Annotated in this window: 15 protein-coding genes; 12 read left to right on the top strand and 3 right to left on the bottom strand. The window is 44.5% G+C overall.

What is annotated here, in order from left to right:
• Window positions 1-33 precede the first annotated feature (33 nt).
• Together plsB and ACOJR9_RS18570 are read right to left on the bottom strand one after the other, a co-directional pair.
• Entirely contained in the window at window positions 34-2,490 is a 2,457-nt protein-coding gene (gene plsB / locus ACOJR9_RS18575) for a glycerol-3-phosphate 1-O-acyltransferase PlsB (protein WP_420934349.1), read from the bottom strand.
• Window positions 2,491-2,648: 158 nt separating this feature from the next.
• Entirely contained in the window at window positions 2,649-3,134 is a 486-nt protein-coding gene (locus ACOJR9_RS18570) for a GNAT family N-acetyltransferase (RefSeq protein WP_420934348.1), read from the bottom strand.
• 280 nt (window positions 3,135-3,414) lie between these two features.
• On the opposite strand from ACOJR9_RS18570, the gene ACOJR9_RS18565 reads away from it, so the two are divergent.
• The 6 genes from ACOJR9_RS18565 (at window position 3,415) to ACOJR9_RS18540 (ending at window position 11,407) form a co-directional block, all read left to right on the top strand.
• Window positions 3,415-5,706 carry a diguanylate cyclase gene (locus ACOJR9_RS18565; protein WP_420934347.1) on the top strand — a complete coding sequence of 764 codons (2,292 nt, stop codon included), beginning with the start codon at window positions 3,415-3,417 and terminating at the stop codon, window positions 5,704-5,706.
• A 113-nt stretch (window positions 5,707-5,819) separates the two neighbouring features.
• On the top strand, window positions 5,820-6,446 hold the full coding sequence (lexA, locus tag ACOJR9_RS18560; RefSeq protein WP_032095287.1) for a transcriptional repressor LexA: 627 nt from the start codon (window positions 5,820-5,822) through the stop codon (window positions 6,444-6,446).
• 586 nt (window positions 6,447-7,032) lie between these two features.
• Window positions 7,033-8,196, top strand: coding sequence for a cytochrome c oxidase subunit II (coxB, locus tag ACOJR9_RS18555; protein ID WP_420934346.1), 1,164 nt, complete (start codon window positions 7,033-7,035; stop codon window positions 8,194-8,196).
• Window positions 8,197-8,205: 9 nt separating this feature from the next.
• The gene (ctaD, locus tag ACOJR9_RS18550; protein WP_032095289.1) at window positions 8,206-9,819 is read left to right on the top strand and encodes a cytochrome c oxidase subunit I; all 1,614 of its coding nucleotides are present in this window, start codon (window positions 8,206-8,208) and stop codon (window positions 9,817-9,819) included.
• A gap of 97 nt (window positions 9,820-9,916) precedes the next feature.
• Window positions 9,917-10,504: a cytochrome c oxidase assembly protein gene (locus ACOJR9_RS18545; RefSeq protein ID WP_420934345.1), complete on the top strand. Its 588-nt coding sequence runs from the start codon at window positions 9,917-9,919 to the stop codon at window positions 10,502-10,504.
• A gap of 21 nt (window positions 10,505-10,525) precedes the next feature.
• Window positions 10,526-11,407, top strand: coding sequence for a cytochrome c oxidase subunit 3 (locus tag ACOJR9_RS18540; protein ID WP_420934344.1), 882 nt, complete (start codon window positions 10,526-10,528; stop codon window positions 11,405-11,407).
• A gap of 27 nt (window positions 11,408-11,434) precedes the next feature.
• Here ACOJR9_RS18540 and ACOJR9_RS18535 read toward each other — a convergent pair whose 3' ends face one another.
• Window positions 11,435-11,644: a DUF2909 domain-containing protein gene (locus ACOJR9_RS18535; RefSeq protein ID WP_032095373.1), complete on the bottom strand. Its 210-nt coding sequence runs from the start codon at window positions 11,642-11,644 to the stop codon at window positions 11,435-11,437.
• A 45-nt stretch (window positions 11,645-11,689) separates the two neighbouring features.
• Between ACOJR9_RS18535 and ACOJR9_RS18530 the strand changes: the two genes are divergently transcribed.
• The 6 genes from ACOJR9_RS18530 to ACOJR9_RS18505 are packed head-to-tail and all read left to right on the top strand — an operon-like array spanning window position 11,690 to window position 16,253.
• Window positions 11,690-12,394 (top strand): SURF1 family protein, encoded by a 705-nt coding sequence (locus ACOJR9_RS18530; RefSeq protein WP_420934343.1) that lies wholly within the window; start codon window positions 11,690-11,692, stop codon window positions 12,392-12,394.
• On the top strand, window positions 12,387-12,926 hold the full coding sequence (locus tag ACOJR9_RS18525; protein WP_420934342.1) for a hypothetical protein: 540 nt from the start codon (window positions 12,387-12,389) through the stop codon (window positions 12,924-12,926). Before ACOJR9_RS18530 ends, ACOJR9_RS18525 begins: the two co-directional genes overlap by 8 nt.
• Before the next feature lie 5 nt (window positions 12,927-12,931).
• Window positions 12,932-14,107, top strand: a complete 1,176-nt coding sequence (locus ACOJR9_RS18520; protein ID WP_420934341.1) for a COX15/CtaA family protein — start codon at window positions 12,932-12,934, stop codon at window positions 14,105-14,107.
• On the top strand, window positions 14,100-15,017 hold the full coding sequence (gene cyoE, locus ACOJR9_RS18515) for a heme o synthase (RefSeq protein ID WP_420934340.1): 918 nt from the start codon (window positions 14,100-14,102) through the stop codon (window positions 15,015-15,017). Before ACOJR9_RS18520 ends, cyoE begins: the two co-directional genes overlap by 8 nt.
• Entirely contained in the window at window positions 15,014-15,661 is a 648-nt protein-coding gene (locus ACOJR9_RS18510) for an SCO family protein (protein ID WP_420934339.1), read from the top strand. Before cyoE ends, ACOJR9_RS18510 begins: the two co-directional genes overlap by 4 nt.
• Window positions 15,662-15,665: 4 nt before the next feature.
• Window positions 15,666-16,253 carry a GNAT family N-acetyltransferase gene (locus ACOJR9_RS18505; RefSeq protein WP_420934338.1) on the top strand — a complete coding sequence of 196 codons (588 nt, stop codon included), beginning with the start codon at window positions 15,666-15,668 and terminating at the stop codon, window positions 16,251-16,253.
• Window position 16,254 lies beyond the last annotated feature (1 nt).

Here is a 16,254-nt window from a genome sequence, read left to right as displayed (position 1 = left end):
TTACTAAAGCCGGTCTATGTGAAAGTATACGCCCTAGTCTTTGTCTGAGTTTAGTGCAACATTTTCAAGGTGTTGCATCATTTCAGGCCAAATAAGCGCCATCACGTCTTCGCGAAGCGCTTCGCACTCTTCAGAGTACTTCAAGCTACCGTCTTTTTCTGAGTCTAGCCAGTGGTTATCTTTTAAGGCACTGATAAAGCTCGACAATACATTCTTATCGTAGAACTCTGGCGAGCTCAAGCCATAGAGCACAGAAAGGCGTTCCGCTACTTTCTTACTTTCTCTCTCAAGTGCACCGCGGCTTATGGACTTTTCTTTATCCAAAATAGTCAGCACAACAGCGTAGCGCTGAAGTGTTTCTTGCATACACCGGCTCAACAGCCATGCAGAGTGGAATTGCTTACCGTGCGCGTCAGGTGGCAGTAATTCGCCATCAACTTCGCGCAATAGCCCGCTGCTAACTAATGTTGTGATAAGCGCGTCGGTATGTGCGAGGGCTTCATCTTGAGAAAGGTGAAGGAAAAGCTCTTTTTGCAGCAGTGGATAAAGTGACGCAATGAGCTCAAATACCTTGTTCTTGCTGACCCCTTTTTTAGCAAAAATCGATGCCATTATTAGCCCAGGAATGGCGAACAAATGCAAAATATTGTTGCGGTAGTAAGTTAAGTACACAGCCGATTTTGGTTGCGGGCTTATTAGTCTGCCGTAATCGTCATCTTGTATATCAAACCGGCCAAGTTTCAGCGTGTCTTTTAGCAATTCGTCGGCAGACGTCTCGGGAATGGTGGCATCACTACTGAATGGCGCGCGTTTAAATAAGTCGATAAAATCACTCATGGCCTGTTTAAGCTCGACTTCACTCATGGTTTGCGTTTTTGAAGACAATAAGCACAGCGAAATAAGCGCCATACCGTTAAGCGCTGCCGCTCTGTTGATGCGGGTCATTACATCGTTAGCCAGTACGTTTACAGCAGGTGTTAACCACGCTGGCTTTTTCTCTGGCTCGGCGTTTCGGCATTCTCGCCAGTTTGGAACGTGAGTCTCTAAAAACTGGTTAAGTTGAATCGGCTCGCCAAAGTTTACATAGCCATGACCATAGTTTTTGAGCTTTTTAATCGCGGTAAAAACTTGTAGATTCGATTCCTTTTTCTTTTTAGAACCTTTCAGCTCATTGAGATAGCTTTTCACCTCCATCACGTTTTCGTAGCCAATGTAAACGGGTACAAGGCTAACCGGGCGATTTACTCCTTTCAGCATGGCCTGAATGGTCATTGCTAACATGCCCGTTTTGGGTGGGATAAGCCTACCAGTGCGGCTTCGGCCGCCTTCGGGGTAATACTTCACTGAGTACCCTTTGTTAAACAACAGCTCTAGGTATTCTCTGAATACCGCGGTGTAAAGTTTATTACCGGCAAAACTGCGCCTTAAGAAAAACGCACCACTGCGTCTAAATATCTTACCTACCGGCCAAAAATTTAAGTTAATGCCTGCAGCAATATGCGGTGTAACCATGCCTTCGTGATAAATCACATACGTCAATAATAAGTAGTCCATGTGGCTTCGATGACAGGGCACATAGATAATTTCGTGTCCATTAGCTGCAAGTTCGCGAATGCGCTCGGCGTGACCTACGCTGATGCCGTTATAAATCTTGTTCCAAATTCGGGTCAATAGTCTGTCACCAAAGCGAATTAAGCCTTCACGATAATCAGCAGCGACTTCAGTGATATAAGATTGCGCTCGTTCTTTGGTTTTTTCATGCGATATTTTCTTCGCTCGAGACTCTTCTGCCATTGCGCGGCGCACGGCATCAGAGCCCAATACGCTGTTGTTAAGCTCTTGTCGCTCTAGCAATGTAGGGCCTGTCATGCTTTGGCGTTTGCGATGAAAGTGAGTGCTCGCTACTCTAACGAGTTTTTGCGCAATACTCTGATCACTACCGTGTTGATTTGCCATAGTGCGAGCAGAGACCGCTTTTGAGTAGTTGATAAAGTTATCGCGGCCTAAAAACAAGACAATGAATAACTTTCGAAGCCAGCTTGGTGCCGCTTTGTAGGTAATTAAGTCTCCTAACCCTGGCTTGCCTTTACCCGGCGTTCTCCCCCAAGTGATAAATACGGGAACCACCTGAAGGTCTAGATTTTCGTGGTCGCGATGTAAATGGAATAAATCGGTAAATACATCTTCGATGCCGGTGTTGTCGCCGGCTGTGCGAAACAGAGGCTGAGTTTTTCTCAAGAATAGTGTGGAAGGATACTCTCTGCCCGCGAGCGAAAGCGTATCGGTAGGACTGGGAAGCCCCAACGCCTTGGTTGACATTCTTAGCGCCAATTGGTCTGTGACTGAGTTAGTTGGCAGCAAGTATACAATGGGCTTTTCTTTATCGATTCCAAGCTCGGAGTCGACGTTCACTGGAATACTGTGTGCTTTCACAAGCAACTTAACAGGATAATGAAATACCGATAAAAAGGCTTTTCGCATCCACGACATGAATTGTGTCATCCTATGAAATAAAAAACGAAATTAGTCTATCACAAATCCCGTAGAGTCACCCTAATGCTGCATTAATGAAAGGGAACCAGTACAACAAGCGAGCGAAAGTTCACGCCAAAAAATGTGAATGAGAATGCAGCATGTCACACTGCATGTTAGCGCGTATAACGCATGGCAACATTGCAGCGCTCGTAAGCACTTCCGTACTTGTCCATTGTTTCTTTGCAGTGCTCAAATCCATTTTTTAGATAAAGATGAATGGCCGCCTCGCAGCGCTTATTGGTGAGTAAAAATAGGGTATTGTGAGCGATAGAAGGCGCTACGGTTAATACATATTGTAATAGCTGCTCGCCTACTTTTAGGCCTCGAACGTGTGAAACTACGCCCATTTTTGTCAGTTCAAAAACGCCTTCTGACTTTTTTGCCAAAGCGCAGGCTCCAACTACACCTAGAGTTGGGTGTTTAGCAAACCAGATATGGCCCCCTTTATTAATAATAAACTCTTTAGGCCGAGAAATAACATCTTCATCAACGGGTTCAAGAACAAACATAGACGCTATCCATTCTCTATTTATCGAATCAAAATAAGGCGATAACTCATCGCTAAAAGGCAAAAATTCAAGAGGTAAAGATTGTTCCATCGGTAAAAATTAACTTAATTATGAATAACGCTATGCTAGATAAAAAACCGCAGAATGGATAGCATTGTTAGCATCTTTATCACTAGGGCAATTTTTCATTATGTCATTTTATGGTTAGGGCTTTGTCATTAGGAGACTGGGACCTTTACAGTACCGTCAAAAAGATAGGATTTGAAAAATAAGACTTTTGGCTAATAATTGCTTTGTGATCATCTTTAAGTTGGCGTTTCATGCATAACTTACTATTTTTATATTAGATTATATTTACGAGCAAAGAGCCTTGGACAATAAGCTCTCAACAACCATCGACGCATCGATGCTCAATAGCGAACTTCCGCTTGATTTAGACGACTTAATGACATTATTGGCAGAAGCTTATGATGTGCCCATTGCATTAATTGGCATTGTTGGTAAGCAAGATGAAGTGATAAAAGCGAGCCATGGCACTGATATCGAGTATATTCCTCGTGAGAATGCGTTTTGTAGTTATGTTGTGGAATCTGGCGAGCCCCTTCTTATTTACGATGTTAAAAAAGATGAGCGTTTCCATAATTCACAAAATGTAATCGGCGACATAGATGTCGTATTTTACGCCGGAACGCCTATTCATATTGAAGAGGAACCAGTGGGTGCCGTATGCCTCATCGACTCACAGCCAAGGAATATTGGCGAACATCACCTTACATTATTAAAGCGAATAGGCTTATTAGTGAGCAAGCATATTGGTCTTTCACGAGAGCATGAGATGCTCAAACGTGAGCACGGCCTAATAGAGAAGTCACCAATCGTGCTTGCTACGTGGAATTTCGATAATTCCCTTAAGTTAGCCTACATATCTAAAAACGCACAGGTGGTAATTGGTGCTGAAGCATCAGATTTACTTTCCGGTAGGATAGAATTTACCGACCTGATGTGCGATGAGTCCGGTGCTGATTTCACCTTTGCGATGCAAGCACACATGGAAGGTGTTGAATCTTATGTTTGTAGGCTAAAAATGTCTGTGCCTACTCGCACTATTTGGGTAAGCATGATTTCTACCGCCAGTTTTAACGACAATGGAAGCCTTTTTTCGGTGCAGGCATTCTTATTTGATACCAGCGATCAAAAATACGTGGAGGATAAGCTCAACGAAACTAATCAACGAATGCGTCTGCTCTTAGAAGCCTCAGAGTTAGGAACATGGGATTGGAATTTAAAAGCTGATGTTAATCAAGTAAATAGGCGATGGTGTGAAATTGTGGGAATTGATTATGAGTACTACGATACAAGTTATCGATATTCAAGACAGTTAATTCACCCCGCTGATCTTGTTTCAGTTGAACAGCATTTTGATGAACATTTACGTGGAAAAACAAGCGTGTTTAATACCACGTTTCGAATGAAGCATGCTAATGGCAGCTGGGTGTGGGTGGAGTCCTACGGTAAAATCGTCGAAAATGATTCTACGGGTAAGCCACTAAGAGTGGCGGGTATTCACCGAGATATTACGGGAAGAATGGAGAGCGAAATTCATGAAAGGAAAAAAACTCAGCTTCTGCAGTTTATTAATAAGACTCGCGCGTCTTATCTAGAAAGCAACGACCTTACATTGGCCTGTCAAACCGTACTTTCTGAGTTAATTGAGCTGTCTGACAGTCAGTTTGCTTTTATTGCACAAATGCAGAATAAAAACAGCGAGCCAAAACTCTTTATTCATGCTATTTCAGATATCGTATGGGACAGTTCTAGCTTTACGCAATACGCAGAGTATAAAAAGCGAAACCTGTACTTCACAAGTTTTGATAATTTGTTTGGCAAAGTTATTACAAGCGGTGATGTGATTATTAGCAACACCCCCAAAACTCATGCCGCCTCAAGAGGCACCCCTAAAGGCCACCCTCGTATTAACCGCTTCCTTGGGCTTCCTATTAAGATAAAAGATGAAGTTGTGGGTATGATTGGCTTAGCTAACAAGTTTGAATTTTACAAAGCGTCAGATGCAGCGTTTTTCCAGCCGTTTTTAGATGCATTAGCCGGTTTATTTTATGCGGTTGATTTGGAAACCGCACGGGCTGAAGCTGAAGAAAAACTGCGTATGCTTGCGATGACCGACCCCCTTACCGGCCTGTTAAACAGACGAGCTTTCTTAGACGAATGTAATCTCATCTCCCAAACTCACCAGCAAGTCGCCATAGCCATTATCGACATAGATTACTTTAAGAGTGTCAACGACACCTACGGGCACGATGCCGGCGACTATGCATTAAAAGAGGTTGCAACAATAACCAGTTCCATGTGCAGTGAGCATGGATTTGTGGCTAGGTTAGGAGGTGAAGAATTCGCCATTGTGCTAGTAAACAAATTGCCCAGCGAAGTGAATAGCCTTTTTGAACGTCTTCGTGAGGCTGTAAATTCTACGCAACTTGCTTACAAAAACGACCGAATTAATATCACTATCAGTACTGGTGTTAGCTACACATCAGACTGCTTCGAGATCGATTTTAGTACCTACTTGTCGGTGGCCGATCAGGCGCTGTACGAGGCTAAGTCAAGTGGTAGAAACCGCACCTGCTGGCAGCCTGGTATACTTTAACTTCATATTTGATAGCGACAGACGCTTTTTTTGTTTGTGACAGCGTGTCTGCGCTTGTCATTTATGTTTAGGTGTATATACTTACAGGAACTGTATAGACAGACAGGTCTTTTATGCGCCCACTCACAGCTCGACAAACTGAAGTTTTAGAACTTATAAAATCAAACATGCAAGAAACGGGAATGCCGCCTACGCGTGCAGAAATAGCCCGTCACCTAGGTTTTAGGTCTGCTAATGCTGCTGAAGAACATCTTAAGGCACTTGCGCGTAAAGGCGTTATTGAAATTTTGCCAGGAACGTCTCGCGGTATCAAACTGACTGTTCCTATTGAAGAAGAAGTGGTTGAAGAGGAAGGATTACCGTTAATTGGTAGAGTCGCCGCTGGTGAACCTATTCTTGCTCAAGAGCACGTAGAGTCGCACTATAAAGTAGATCCTGCCCTATTCCAGCCTCATGCAGACTTTTTGCTTCGCGTAAACGGCATGAGCATGAAAGACATTGGTATACTCGATGGCGACTTGCTAGCAGTACATCGCACTACCGACGTTCACAACGGCCAAGTTGTAGTAGCAAGAGTTGACGAAGATGTGACGGTGAAGCGCTTGGAAAGACGCGGCAGAGAAGTATTACTTCATGCTGAAAACGATGAGTTTTCGCCTATTAAAGTCGACTTGGCAAACGAGCCGTTTGCCATTGAGGGTATTGCCGTTGGTGTTATTCGAAACGCCGACTGGATGTAGCCTTTTATGACGTTATTATGAAAGCGGCTCAATAGCCGCTTTTTTTAGCACTTAAGTTTGTTGATGTGCATAATAAAACCGCTATTAGCTAGGACTTTTAGAGGTTATAAATACCATTGATATATTGCTATATCTTATAAAAATCATATTTCCATTTTTATTAATATTAGTAAAGCCTTACGTACAATGTTGCCTTATTTTTGTGTGAATTTTGTTCAAATTTTTGAGGTTAACGGTTGATATTTAGAAATTAAATGCTCTTTATAGTGACAAGAGAATCAGTGTGGTTTTCACTGTAAAAATCCAAACCATCCCCTTGTTTATCCCGCTTCCCACTACATCATCAAACTCACTGCTAAAACAGCGTTAGATTAAATTTTAAGCATCTCATTAAATTTTTAACAGAAAAGACTAGACGGAACGCCGTTATTGAGCAATTCTTATACAAGCTTTAACAAAAAAATAACAATGACTTTGAATTCAATTTACAAGATGATGTGTTGAGTTAATCGTTCAAAAACCACTTGGTAGAGACTGCGCAAAACAACATTTGGCGTTAATGGGTCTACCATTACGGAGGTGCTGAGTGAAATCACTAAAGACTGCGGCTGCAAAATGGTGCTCCTGTTTACCATTTTTGTTTTTTTCTCAATTCCTTTTTGCGCAAGAGGCTAAAGAAGAGCTGTCCTCGCTAAACCTTAGGCGGGGGGCCACCGATATAAGTGGCCAGGTATACGACCTGCATATGCTTATGTTTTTTATTTGCGTCGCCATCGCCGTTGTTGTGTTTGGCGTCATGTTTGCCTCCATGTACCTGCACAGAAAATCTCGCGGCGCAAAGCCTGCGAATTTCCACGAAAATGTGAAAGTTGAAATCGCGTGGACTGTGGTTCCGTTTCTTATCCTAATATTCATGGCTGTACCTGCGGCGAATACGCTTATCGCCATGGAAGATACTTCTGAAGCTGACATGACCGTCTTGGTTACGGGGTCGCAATGGAAATGGCACTACAAGTATATGGACAGTGACGTTGAGTACTACTCCTTACTCGCCACTCAGCGCGAACAAATTCAGAACAAGTTCACTAAAACCGATAATTACTTGCTAGAAGTTGATCGCCCTCTCGTTATTCCTACAGGTCAGAAAGTACGCTTCTTGATCACATCAGATGACGTTATTCACTCCTGGTGGGTACCTGACTTTGCGGTCAAAAAAGATGCGAACCCTGGTTTCATTAATGAAGCATGGGCAAAGGTGAATGAGCCTGGCGTATACCGAGGCCAATGTGCAGAACTGTGTGGAAAAGATCACGGGTATATGCCGGTGGTGGTTATTGCGAAAGAGCCAGCGGAATTTGATGCATGGATGGGCGAGCAAGAAGAGCGCGTTCGCCAAGCAAAAGAGGAAGAACAACGCCTACTGTCCATGAATATGTCGATGGATGAATTGATGACAGAAGGGGAGCGAGTATATAACGCAACATGCGCGGCCTGCCATATGCCAAATGGAGAAGGTTTACCCGGCGTTTTCCCTGCGCTTAAAGGCAGCAAGATGGCATTGGAAGATCAGCAAGGGCACATTGAAATAGTGCTTCACGGTAAGGCCGGAACGGCGATGCAGTCGTTCAGCAAAATGCTAAGCCTAAAAGAAATTGCAGCGGTTGTTACTTATGAGCGAAATGCATGGGGTAATAACACCGGCGACATGGTTCAGGCTAAAGATGTCAACGCCGCAGCATCAGGAAACTAGGAGCGAGTTATGAGTAAAGCAACTGAAGTAATTTCGCCAGATACCTCTGTGCATCACGATGAGCATGAGCACCACGACCATATACCTAAGGGCATTACGCGGTGGCTGTTTACAACGAATCACAAAGATATAGGTACATTGTACCTATGGTTTGCCTTCATCATGTTTTTGGTGGGCGGCGCCATGGCAATGGTTATCCGTGCGGAGCTTTTCCAACCGGGATTGCAAATAGTTGAGCCAAACTTCTTTAATCAGATGACGACAGTTCACGGGCTTATCATGGTTTTTGGTGCCGTAATGCCTGCATTCACTGGTTTGGCGAACTGGTTGATTCCAATGATGATAGGTGCGCCAGACATGGCGCTCCCCAGAATGAACAACTGGAGCTTTTGGATTTTGCCAGGGGCGTTCTTAATTCTCCTTAGTTCACTGTTTATGGAAGGTGGCGGTCCGGCATTTGGCTGGACTTTCTACGCTCCGCTATCAACAACCTACAGTGGTGATTCTACAGCGCTGTTTGTGTTCTCTGTTCATATCATGGGTATCTCTTCAATAATGGGAGCGATAAACGTTATCGTAACCATATTCAACATGCGTGCCCCTGGTATGACGTGGATGAAAATGCCTTTGTTCGTGTGGACGTGGTTAATTACTGCGTTCTTGCTTATCGCGGTTATGCCTGTTCTAGCCGGTGCAGTGACAATGGTACTGACTGACAAGTTTTTTGGTACAAGCTTCTTCGATGCCGCTGGTGGCGGAGATCCGGTCATGTTCCAGCATATTTTCTGGTTCTTCGGTCATCCGGAAGTGTACATAATGATATTGCCTGCATTTGGTATTATTTCTCAAATTGTGCCAACGTTTTCCCGAAAACCGCTGTTTGGCTACGCCTCTATGGTTTACGCAACGGCCTCTATTGCGCTGCTGTCTTTCGTAGTATGGGCTCACCATATGTTCACCACGGGTATGCCGGTGTACATGGAGATGTTCTTTATGTTTGCTACCATGCTCATCTCCGTGCCCACAGGGGTGAAAGTATTCAACTGGGTAGCCACGATGTGGCGAGGCTCGCTGACATTTGAAATGCCAATGATGTTTGCGATTGCGTTTATCGTGTTATTTACTATTGGCGGTTTGTCAGGGCTCATGCTGGCGATAACACCAGTTGATTTCCAATATCATGACACCTACTTTGTGGTTGCGCATTTCCATTATGTTTTGGTTACTGGCGCGGTCTTTTCCATTATGGCGGCGGTGTATTACTGGCTGCCGAAGTGGACGGGTAAGATGTACAACACTACGTTGGCGAAGTGGCATTTCTGGTGCTCGTTAGTATCGGTAAATGTGCTGTTTTTCCCCATGCACTTTGTTGGATTGGCAGGTATGCCACGCCGAATTCCAGACTATGCACTTCAGTTTGCCGACTTTAATAAGTGGATCAGTCTAGGTGGTTTTGCCTTCGGTTTATCGCAACTTATTTTCTTAGCGTTATTAATCAAAGCGTGCAAAAAACAGGGTGAGCCCGTATCTGCTCAAGTGTGGGATGGTGCGGAAGGACTCGAGTGGGAAATACCTTCTCCGGCCCCTTACCACACTTTCGAGACACCCCCATTAGTAAAGTAAATGTGAAGTAAGTATTGGGCTTAGTGGTGCAAGGGGACGACATGTTTTACTCCCCTTGCCCACCAAGTGATTCAGGTCTCAAGCGGAGGCAGAGTGTATGACGCAAGCAAGTGCAAACAATAAAATGGTCGTGAAATTGATCGCCATTGTTATTGGTATGTTTGGATTCGGCTTTGCTCTAGTACCACTTTACGATGTGTTTTGTGATATTGCAGGCATCAACGGGAAAACAGAGGGAACCGCGGCGGTTTATCAATCGGTAGAGATTGATGAAAGCAGAGAAGTTACCGTTGAATTTATCACTCGCACCAACACAGGAATGCCGTGGGAGTTTCGAGCAGAAACTAAGCGAATTAAAGTACACCCAGGCGAATTGAACACGGTGTCCTTTTACGTTCGCAATCCAGCGTCAAGCAATATTATTGCTCAGGCAATACCGTCGGTATCGCCTGGCACTGCCGCCATTTACCTTAACAAAACAGAATGCTTTTGTTTTAACCAGCAGCCTTTGCAGGCTGGAGCAGAAGCTTATATGCCTATGCAGTTTTATGTGGATCCACAGCTTCCAGAAGAAATAACGTTTTTTACATTGCAGTACACACTCTATGACGTCACAGCGAGAGCAAGTGACCTAACAACTAAACCGAATCCTTTCATGGAATCGTCCGCACTACGCGGCGAGTAGCCCGCAAAGGATAAGGAGATAATGATGCAGCAAGAATATCAAAAATATTATGTACCCGCACAAAGCCCGTGGCCTATTGTAGGTGCGATTGCCTTGTTTTTAATTGCAGTCGGGGCCGGTAACTTTGTGGTTGAAGCAACGAAGGGCGAAAGCGGTTACGGCAGCTATATACTGCTTGCCGGTATTGTGGTTTTACTTGTCATGCTGGTGGGGTGGTTTAAGAACCAAATTGACGAGTCTATGGCGGGCCTTTACAGCGACCAATTGGGTCGTTCATATCGACAGGGAATGAGCTGGTTTATCTTCTCTGAAGTGATGTTTTTTGGCGCATTTTTTGGTGCGTTGTACTATGCCAGATTTATCGCAGTGCCTTGGCTTGGCGGCGATTCAAACAACGCGATGACCAATGAAGTGCTGTGGCCTGGGTTTGAAGCTATGTGGCCATTAGTAGTGACGCCTGGCGGTATATCTACCCAAGAAATGAGCCCAGGGGGCCTTCCCACCATTAATACTATTATTCTACTTATCTCATCAGTAACGCTGCACTTCGCACACGTTGGGTTAGAGCAGAACAAGCGCAAGCAACTTACCCTTATGCTGGGTATTACCATTTTGCTTGGCTGCGCTTTCTTGTTCTTGCAGGTTGAAGAATATATTCATGCCTACCGCGATTTAGGGTTAACCCTGCAATCAGGTATTTATGGTAACACCTTCTTTATGCTCACGGGGTTTCACGGCATGCACGTTACCCTTGGCACTATTATTCTTATTGTGATGTTTTTTAGAGTATTAAAAGGTCATTTTACGCCTAAAGAGCATTTTGCCTTCCAAGCAGGAAGTTGGTATTGGCACTTTGTTGATGTGGTGTGGGTAATGTTGTTTATTTTCGTTTACGTGCTGTAGCTTAGCATTGAGAGATGACGCCAAGCCTCAGTAAGGTCGGGGGTTTGGCGATATAACTCCAGTACTAATGGCAATGAGTATTAACACAACAATAATGACAGAGGTGAAAACACGTCGACCAATATATTTGCTCATAGGCCCGTCTTTCGGATCGTTTTTCATCATCACGCGCATGGCCATGAAAAGATTAACAATCATAAACAGTACCAGAGCGACAAGAATTATCTTTATTAACATAACCATCTCTTCTTTTATTATTTGTTTTGGTTGGAGCTGTTAAACATGTCACAACGTTCACAGTTTTTATTTCCTTGGCTACTTACCGCGCTTAGTGTTGCGGCGATGTGCGGCCTTGGATTTTGGCAATTGGAACGCATGGCCGAAAAACAGCAACGTCTTGATAGCATAGCGCAAAAGCAAAGCAATGAAAGCCTCTCGTTAATTGATGCTCTATCACAAGAAGACCCTAGAGATATCTCCGTTAGCTTCGTAGGAACGCCAGACAGTAATCGTACGCTATTACTCGATAATCAAATTCACGAACAGCAAGTTGGCTTTGATGTTTTTTCCCTTGTATCGACGAATGCGGGTTGGATTTTGGTGAATTATGGTTGGATTGCCGCTCCTGATCTTCAGCGAACTATTCCTGAAGTCAGCGTACCTAGTGGCATTAATGAATTTGAAGGGGTGATAACCGTACCTGGCAGTAACCCCCTTATCACAGAAACGAATGTTAATTTTTCTCAGTTTCCCGCACTTATTCAACAGGTAGCGTTTACATCGCTAAGTCAGAGTTTAAATATCAAACTTCTTCCTTATGTTGTTGAGCTTACCTCTCAAGATTCGGCTTTTATTCGTGATTATAAGCCGGTAGTTATGCCTCCAGAAAAACACTTAGGGTACGCGGTGCAATGGTTTGGTTTAGCCATTGCTGCAGCGGCTATAGGTGGGTTTGCAATCAGTAAAAAAGGACGTATTCATGAGTAATACTACATCCAAAAAAACACTAATAATTATGGTCGCTGTATTTGTTCTGCCAGTGGTGTTAGCAAAACTCGCCCTAGAAAACGATTGGTTTAACAAAGCCTCAACAAATAAGGGCGCACTGCTTGAACCTACTATCAACTTAACGACGTTGCTAGAAGACAGTTCACCCTCGTGGCGTCTTTTATACGTCATGCCCGCGCAGTGCGATTCGCGCTGTGAAAATGCACTTTTCAGTATTAATCAAGTGTGGCTAGCGCTGGGCAAAGAGTCTGACCGTGCCCAAGCATTAGTATTGGCTACACCAGCGAGTGACGCTAATGCAATGGCTTCGCTTGTAGATTATCCCAACGTTGCCACGCTGTCGGTAGATGATACTGCGCAACTCGCTTCTCAAAGTGTGTATGTGGTAGATACGCTTAATAATGCCATGCTTTTTTATCAAATTAGCGACGATAAAGAAGAAGCGGTGATGGAAAGTCGCAATATGTTAGCCGATATCAAAAAACTGCTTAAACTGTCTCGCATAGGGTGATAACTATGAAAAAACTCACGTTATTCAGTCTATTTTTAGCCGCCGTTGTTATTATTCTTGGCGCATACACTCGCCTTACCGACGCCGGTTTGGGCTGTCCAGATTGGCCCGGTTGCTATGGCAACCTAACGGTGCCCCTTGGTGATGAAAAAGTGAATGCGGCAAATGCCGCTTACCCAGAAAGGCCGGTAGAGGCATTCAAGGCGTGGAACGAAATGATACATCGTTATTTTGCTGGCACTTTAGGTTTGTGCATTGCCGCTATTGCGTTTATCGCTTTCAGGCAGCGCAAGCAAGGCACCCCTTTTAAACTGCCTTTACTGCTACTTGGGCTTGTTACCTTTCAAGCTGCACTCGGTATGTGGACAGTCACTCTTAATTTGCTGCCCGTGGTTGTTATGGGCCACTTATTAGGCGGTTTTAGCGTGCTTTCCTGTTTGTTCATTTTGTACTTACGACTGCGGGAAGCCGACACTAGCGCCAGCTCAGTTTCACAAAGCTCAGTTTCAAAAAGCTCGGTCTCACAGGGGCCAGTTTCTATAGACTCAGTTGAGCCAGTCGCATCGCCCTCAGTGGCCGGCCTTTCACGTGTGAAAACTCTCGCATTATTTGGTGTGGGTGTGCTTGTGATTCAAATTGCACTTGGAGGTTGGACATCGGCTAACTATGCCGCTTTGGCGTGCACTGATATGCCTATTTGTGAAGAAGGCTGGCAAAGTAGACTTGATTTTGCAGGCGCATTCAGTGTTCCAGAAGCAGAGAACTATGAGTTTGGCGCACATGATTATGGCGAGCGAGCAACCATGCATATTGTTCATCGGGCAGGCGCGCTGATCACCTTTTCGTATTTACTGTCCCTAGGGCTTACGATTTTGTTCAAAACTCACACTTCTATGCAGCTAAAGCGCGTTAGCGCGGTAATGATAGGCTGCCTGTTTGCGCAAGTTGCTTTAGGGGTTAGCAATGTGGTGTTTGCTTTGCCATTAGCCGTGGCGGTATTACACAATGCGTTTGCCGCTATATTGCTTTTGTCCCTACTGTGGATAGTGTTTTCACTGATTAAACACACATCAGCTGCACCTACTTATGATTCTTCAGTGAATGCAGCTCGTCATACAATGTTATCGTCTCACGCTTTACCACAAGCCCTATCTAAGGCCACAGGAGGTCTTCATGGCTAAATCAGCCTCTCTTCAATCTCGAGTCACCCGTTCACACAATGCTGTATCGTGGAAAGATTATTATGAAATGACAAAACCGAATGTGGTGATGTTACTGCTACTTACTGCGCTAGTGGGAATGTGCTTAGCAACGCCTACGTGGGTAGATGCGCTCACCCTAGTAAGTGGTTTAGCCGGCATTGGAATGCTGTCTGCTTCGGCAGCGGTAATTAACCATGTCGTCGACCACAAAATAGATAGCGTAATGGCGCGCACCTTTAATCGACCTGTGGCAAAGGGAAAGGTGAGTATCAACAGTGCCCTGTGGTTTGCCGGTACGTTAGGCGCGGTAGGCTTTGTGGTATTGGCGGTTTTTGTCAATATGCTGACGGCGTGGCTAACCCTCGCCAGTTTAGTGGGTTATGCCTTCGTGTATACCATGTACTTAAAGCGGGCAACGCCGCAAAATATTGTTATTGGTGGGCTGGCTGGAGCTGCACCTCCACTTCTTGGCTGGACCGCAGTAACGGGTGAAATTCATGCACACGCACTGCTCTTAGTGCTTATAATATTCACATGGACACCGCCGCATTTTTGGGCGCTGGCTATTCATCGAGAGAAGGACTATGCCAAAGCAAAAGTGCCTATGCTACCCGTCACCCACGGTATAGATTTCACAAAAACGTCAGTGTTGCTGTATACCGTTTTACTGGGGTTAGTGTGCCTATTGCCCTATCTAACTGGCATGAGCCATATGATTTATCTTGTTGGTTCTAGTGCATTGAATATAGGCTTTTTGCTCTACGCTATTAAGTTAAAGTTTGCAGCTGATGATCAAACTGCGATGAAAACTTTTAGGTTTTCAATTATTCATCTCATGGTATTGTTTGTGGTATTGCTACTTGACCATTACATACCAGTGAGTTTATGAATCAAAAGTTTATCGTCGGTGCCGTTGCATTTGTTGCTCTTATAGGTGGTGTTATTGGTGCGCTTTATATAGCACCGCCTAGTACTGACAATGGTGAAACACCTTCTTTTTTCCAGGCATATCCACAACCCCGAGCGGTTGCACCTTTTACGCTTTTGCATCACACCGGCGAGGCGTTCACTGAGCAATCATTAAAAGAGCAGTGGAGCCTAGTTTTTGTGGGCTATACCTTTTGCCCCGATATTTGCCCTACGACTATGGCGGAGCTAAACGGCATTTACCCGCAGCTGCAGCAGATAGAAAGCACCTATCCCGTGCGTGTTGTTTTTGTCTCAATTGATCCAAAAAGAGATTCCTTGGATAGACTTTCTGAGTATGTAGGCTACTTTAATAATGAGTTCATTGCGGTTACCGGTGAGCATAAGTCGTTATTTCCGTTAGTCAGAAACCTTGGCATGATGTACGCCATTTCTGAAAGTACAGATAACCCTAATTACCTCGTAGACCACAGTGCTTCAATTGTTCTTATCGATCCTAAAGGGCGTGCTATAGGAAGATTTAAACCCACAAGAGAGCCGGGCAAACTATCGATAAGCGATCCTCAGCAGATACTGGCTGATATGCCAATAATTATTGCGAAGTAGTCATATGGAAGTCAACATAAGGCAGGGCGTGGCATCTGACGCCCCATTTGCGACACCGTTAATTTTAAGTGCCGCTGAATCACTGTTAAACGCTATTTTTAGTCATTCGAAAGACAAAACGGCGTTGGGTTATTTATCCCATGCCTGGCAGCACGGTAGCGGGCAGTACGGATTCGAAAATCATTGGGTGGCAGAAAAAGGCAATCACATTTTAGGCGTAGTCACGGCGTGGCACAGCAAACTTGGCAGCGCATTTGATAGAGCCACCTTAGATAGTATAACGTCGTACTTTACCCTAGATGAAGCTATTACCGTTGTGATGCGCAATCAAACAGTGGCTGTTAATCTAACCCCTCCTAGCAATACCGAATTAATGATTGGTCACTTGGCCGTATCAGAAGGTGGCAAACGTCAAGGTATTGGCCGTTCATTGGTAAACGCTATGCAGGCAAAAGCAACTGAACTACAAAAGCGTCACATTGTGTTAGACGTAGAGGTATCGAATATTGCCGCCATCCGTTTTTATCAATCTTTAGGCTTTAGTGAAGAAGCTATAAACAAAGGGTTCATTCGGTTTTATCGAAGCGTATAAC

The sequence above is a fragment of the Alteromonas ulvae genome (assembly GCF_048987005.1).
Lineage (GTDB): Bacteria > Pseudomonadota > Gammaproteobacteria > Enterobacterales > Alteromonadaceae > Alteromonas.
Note: the sequence above shows the minus strand (reverse complement) of the source record. Positions and strands in the feature narration are given on the sequence as shown.

Excerpts from the sequence above, each read along its gene's own strand:
- plsB (WP_420934349.1), bottom strand. The coding sequence starts at position 2,490 with ATGTCGTGGATGCGAAAAGCCTTTTTATCGGTATTTCATTATCCTGTT.
- ACOJR9_RS18570 (WP_420934348.1), bottom strand. The coding sequence starts at position 3,134 with ATGGAACAATCTTTACCTCTTGAATTTTTGCCTTTTAGCGATGAGTTA.
- lexA (WP_032095287.1), top strand. The coding sequence starts at position 5,820 with ATGCGCCCACTCACAGCTCGACAAACTGAAGTTTTAGAACTTATAAAA.
- ctaD (WP_032095289.1), top strand. The coding sequence starts at position 8,206 with ATGAGTAAAGCAACTGAAGTAATTTCGCCAGATACCTCTGTGCATCAC.
- ACOJR9_RS18545 (WP_420934345.1), top strand. The coding sequence starts at position 9,917 with ATGACGCAAGCAAGTGCAAACAATAAAATGGTCGTGAAATTGATCGCC.
- ACOJR9_RS18540 (WP_420934344.1), top strand. The coding sequence starts at position 10,526 with ATGATGCAGCAAGAATATCAAAAATATTATGTACCCGCACAAAGCCCG.
- ACOJR9_RS18535 (WP_032095373.1), bottom strand. The coding sequence starts at position 11,644 with ATGTTAATAAAGATAATTCTTGTCGCTCTGGTACTGTTTATGATTGTT.
- ACOJR9_RS18530 (WP_420934343.1), top strand. The coding sequence starts at position 11,690 with ATGTCACAACGTTCACAGTTTTTATTTCCTTGGCTACTTACCGCGCTT.
- ACOJR9_RS18525 (WP_420934342.1), top strand. The coding sequence starts at position 12,387 with ATGAGTAATACTACATCCAAAAAAACACTAATAATTATGGTCGCTGTA.
- ACOJR9_RS18520 (WP_420934341.1), top strand. The coding sequence starts at position 12,932 with ATGAAAAAACTCACGTTATTCAGTCTATTTTTAGCCGCCGTTGTTATT.
- cyoE (WP_420934340.1), top strand. The coding sequence starts at position 14,100 with ATGGCTAAATCAGCCTCTCTTCAATCTCGAGTCACCCGTTCACACAAT.
- ACOJR9_RS18510 (WP_420934339.1), top strand. The coding sequence starts at position 15,014 with ATGAATCAAAAGTTTATCGTCGGTGCCGTTGCATTTGTTGCTCTTATA.
- ACOJR9_RS18505 (WP_420934338.1), top strand. The coding sequence starts at position 15,666 with ATGGAAGTCAACATAAGGCAGGGCGTGGCATCTGACGCCCCATTTGCG.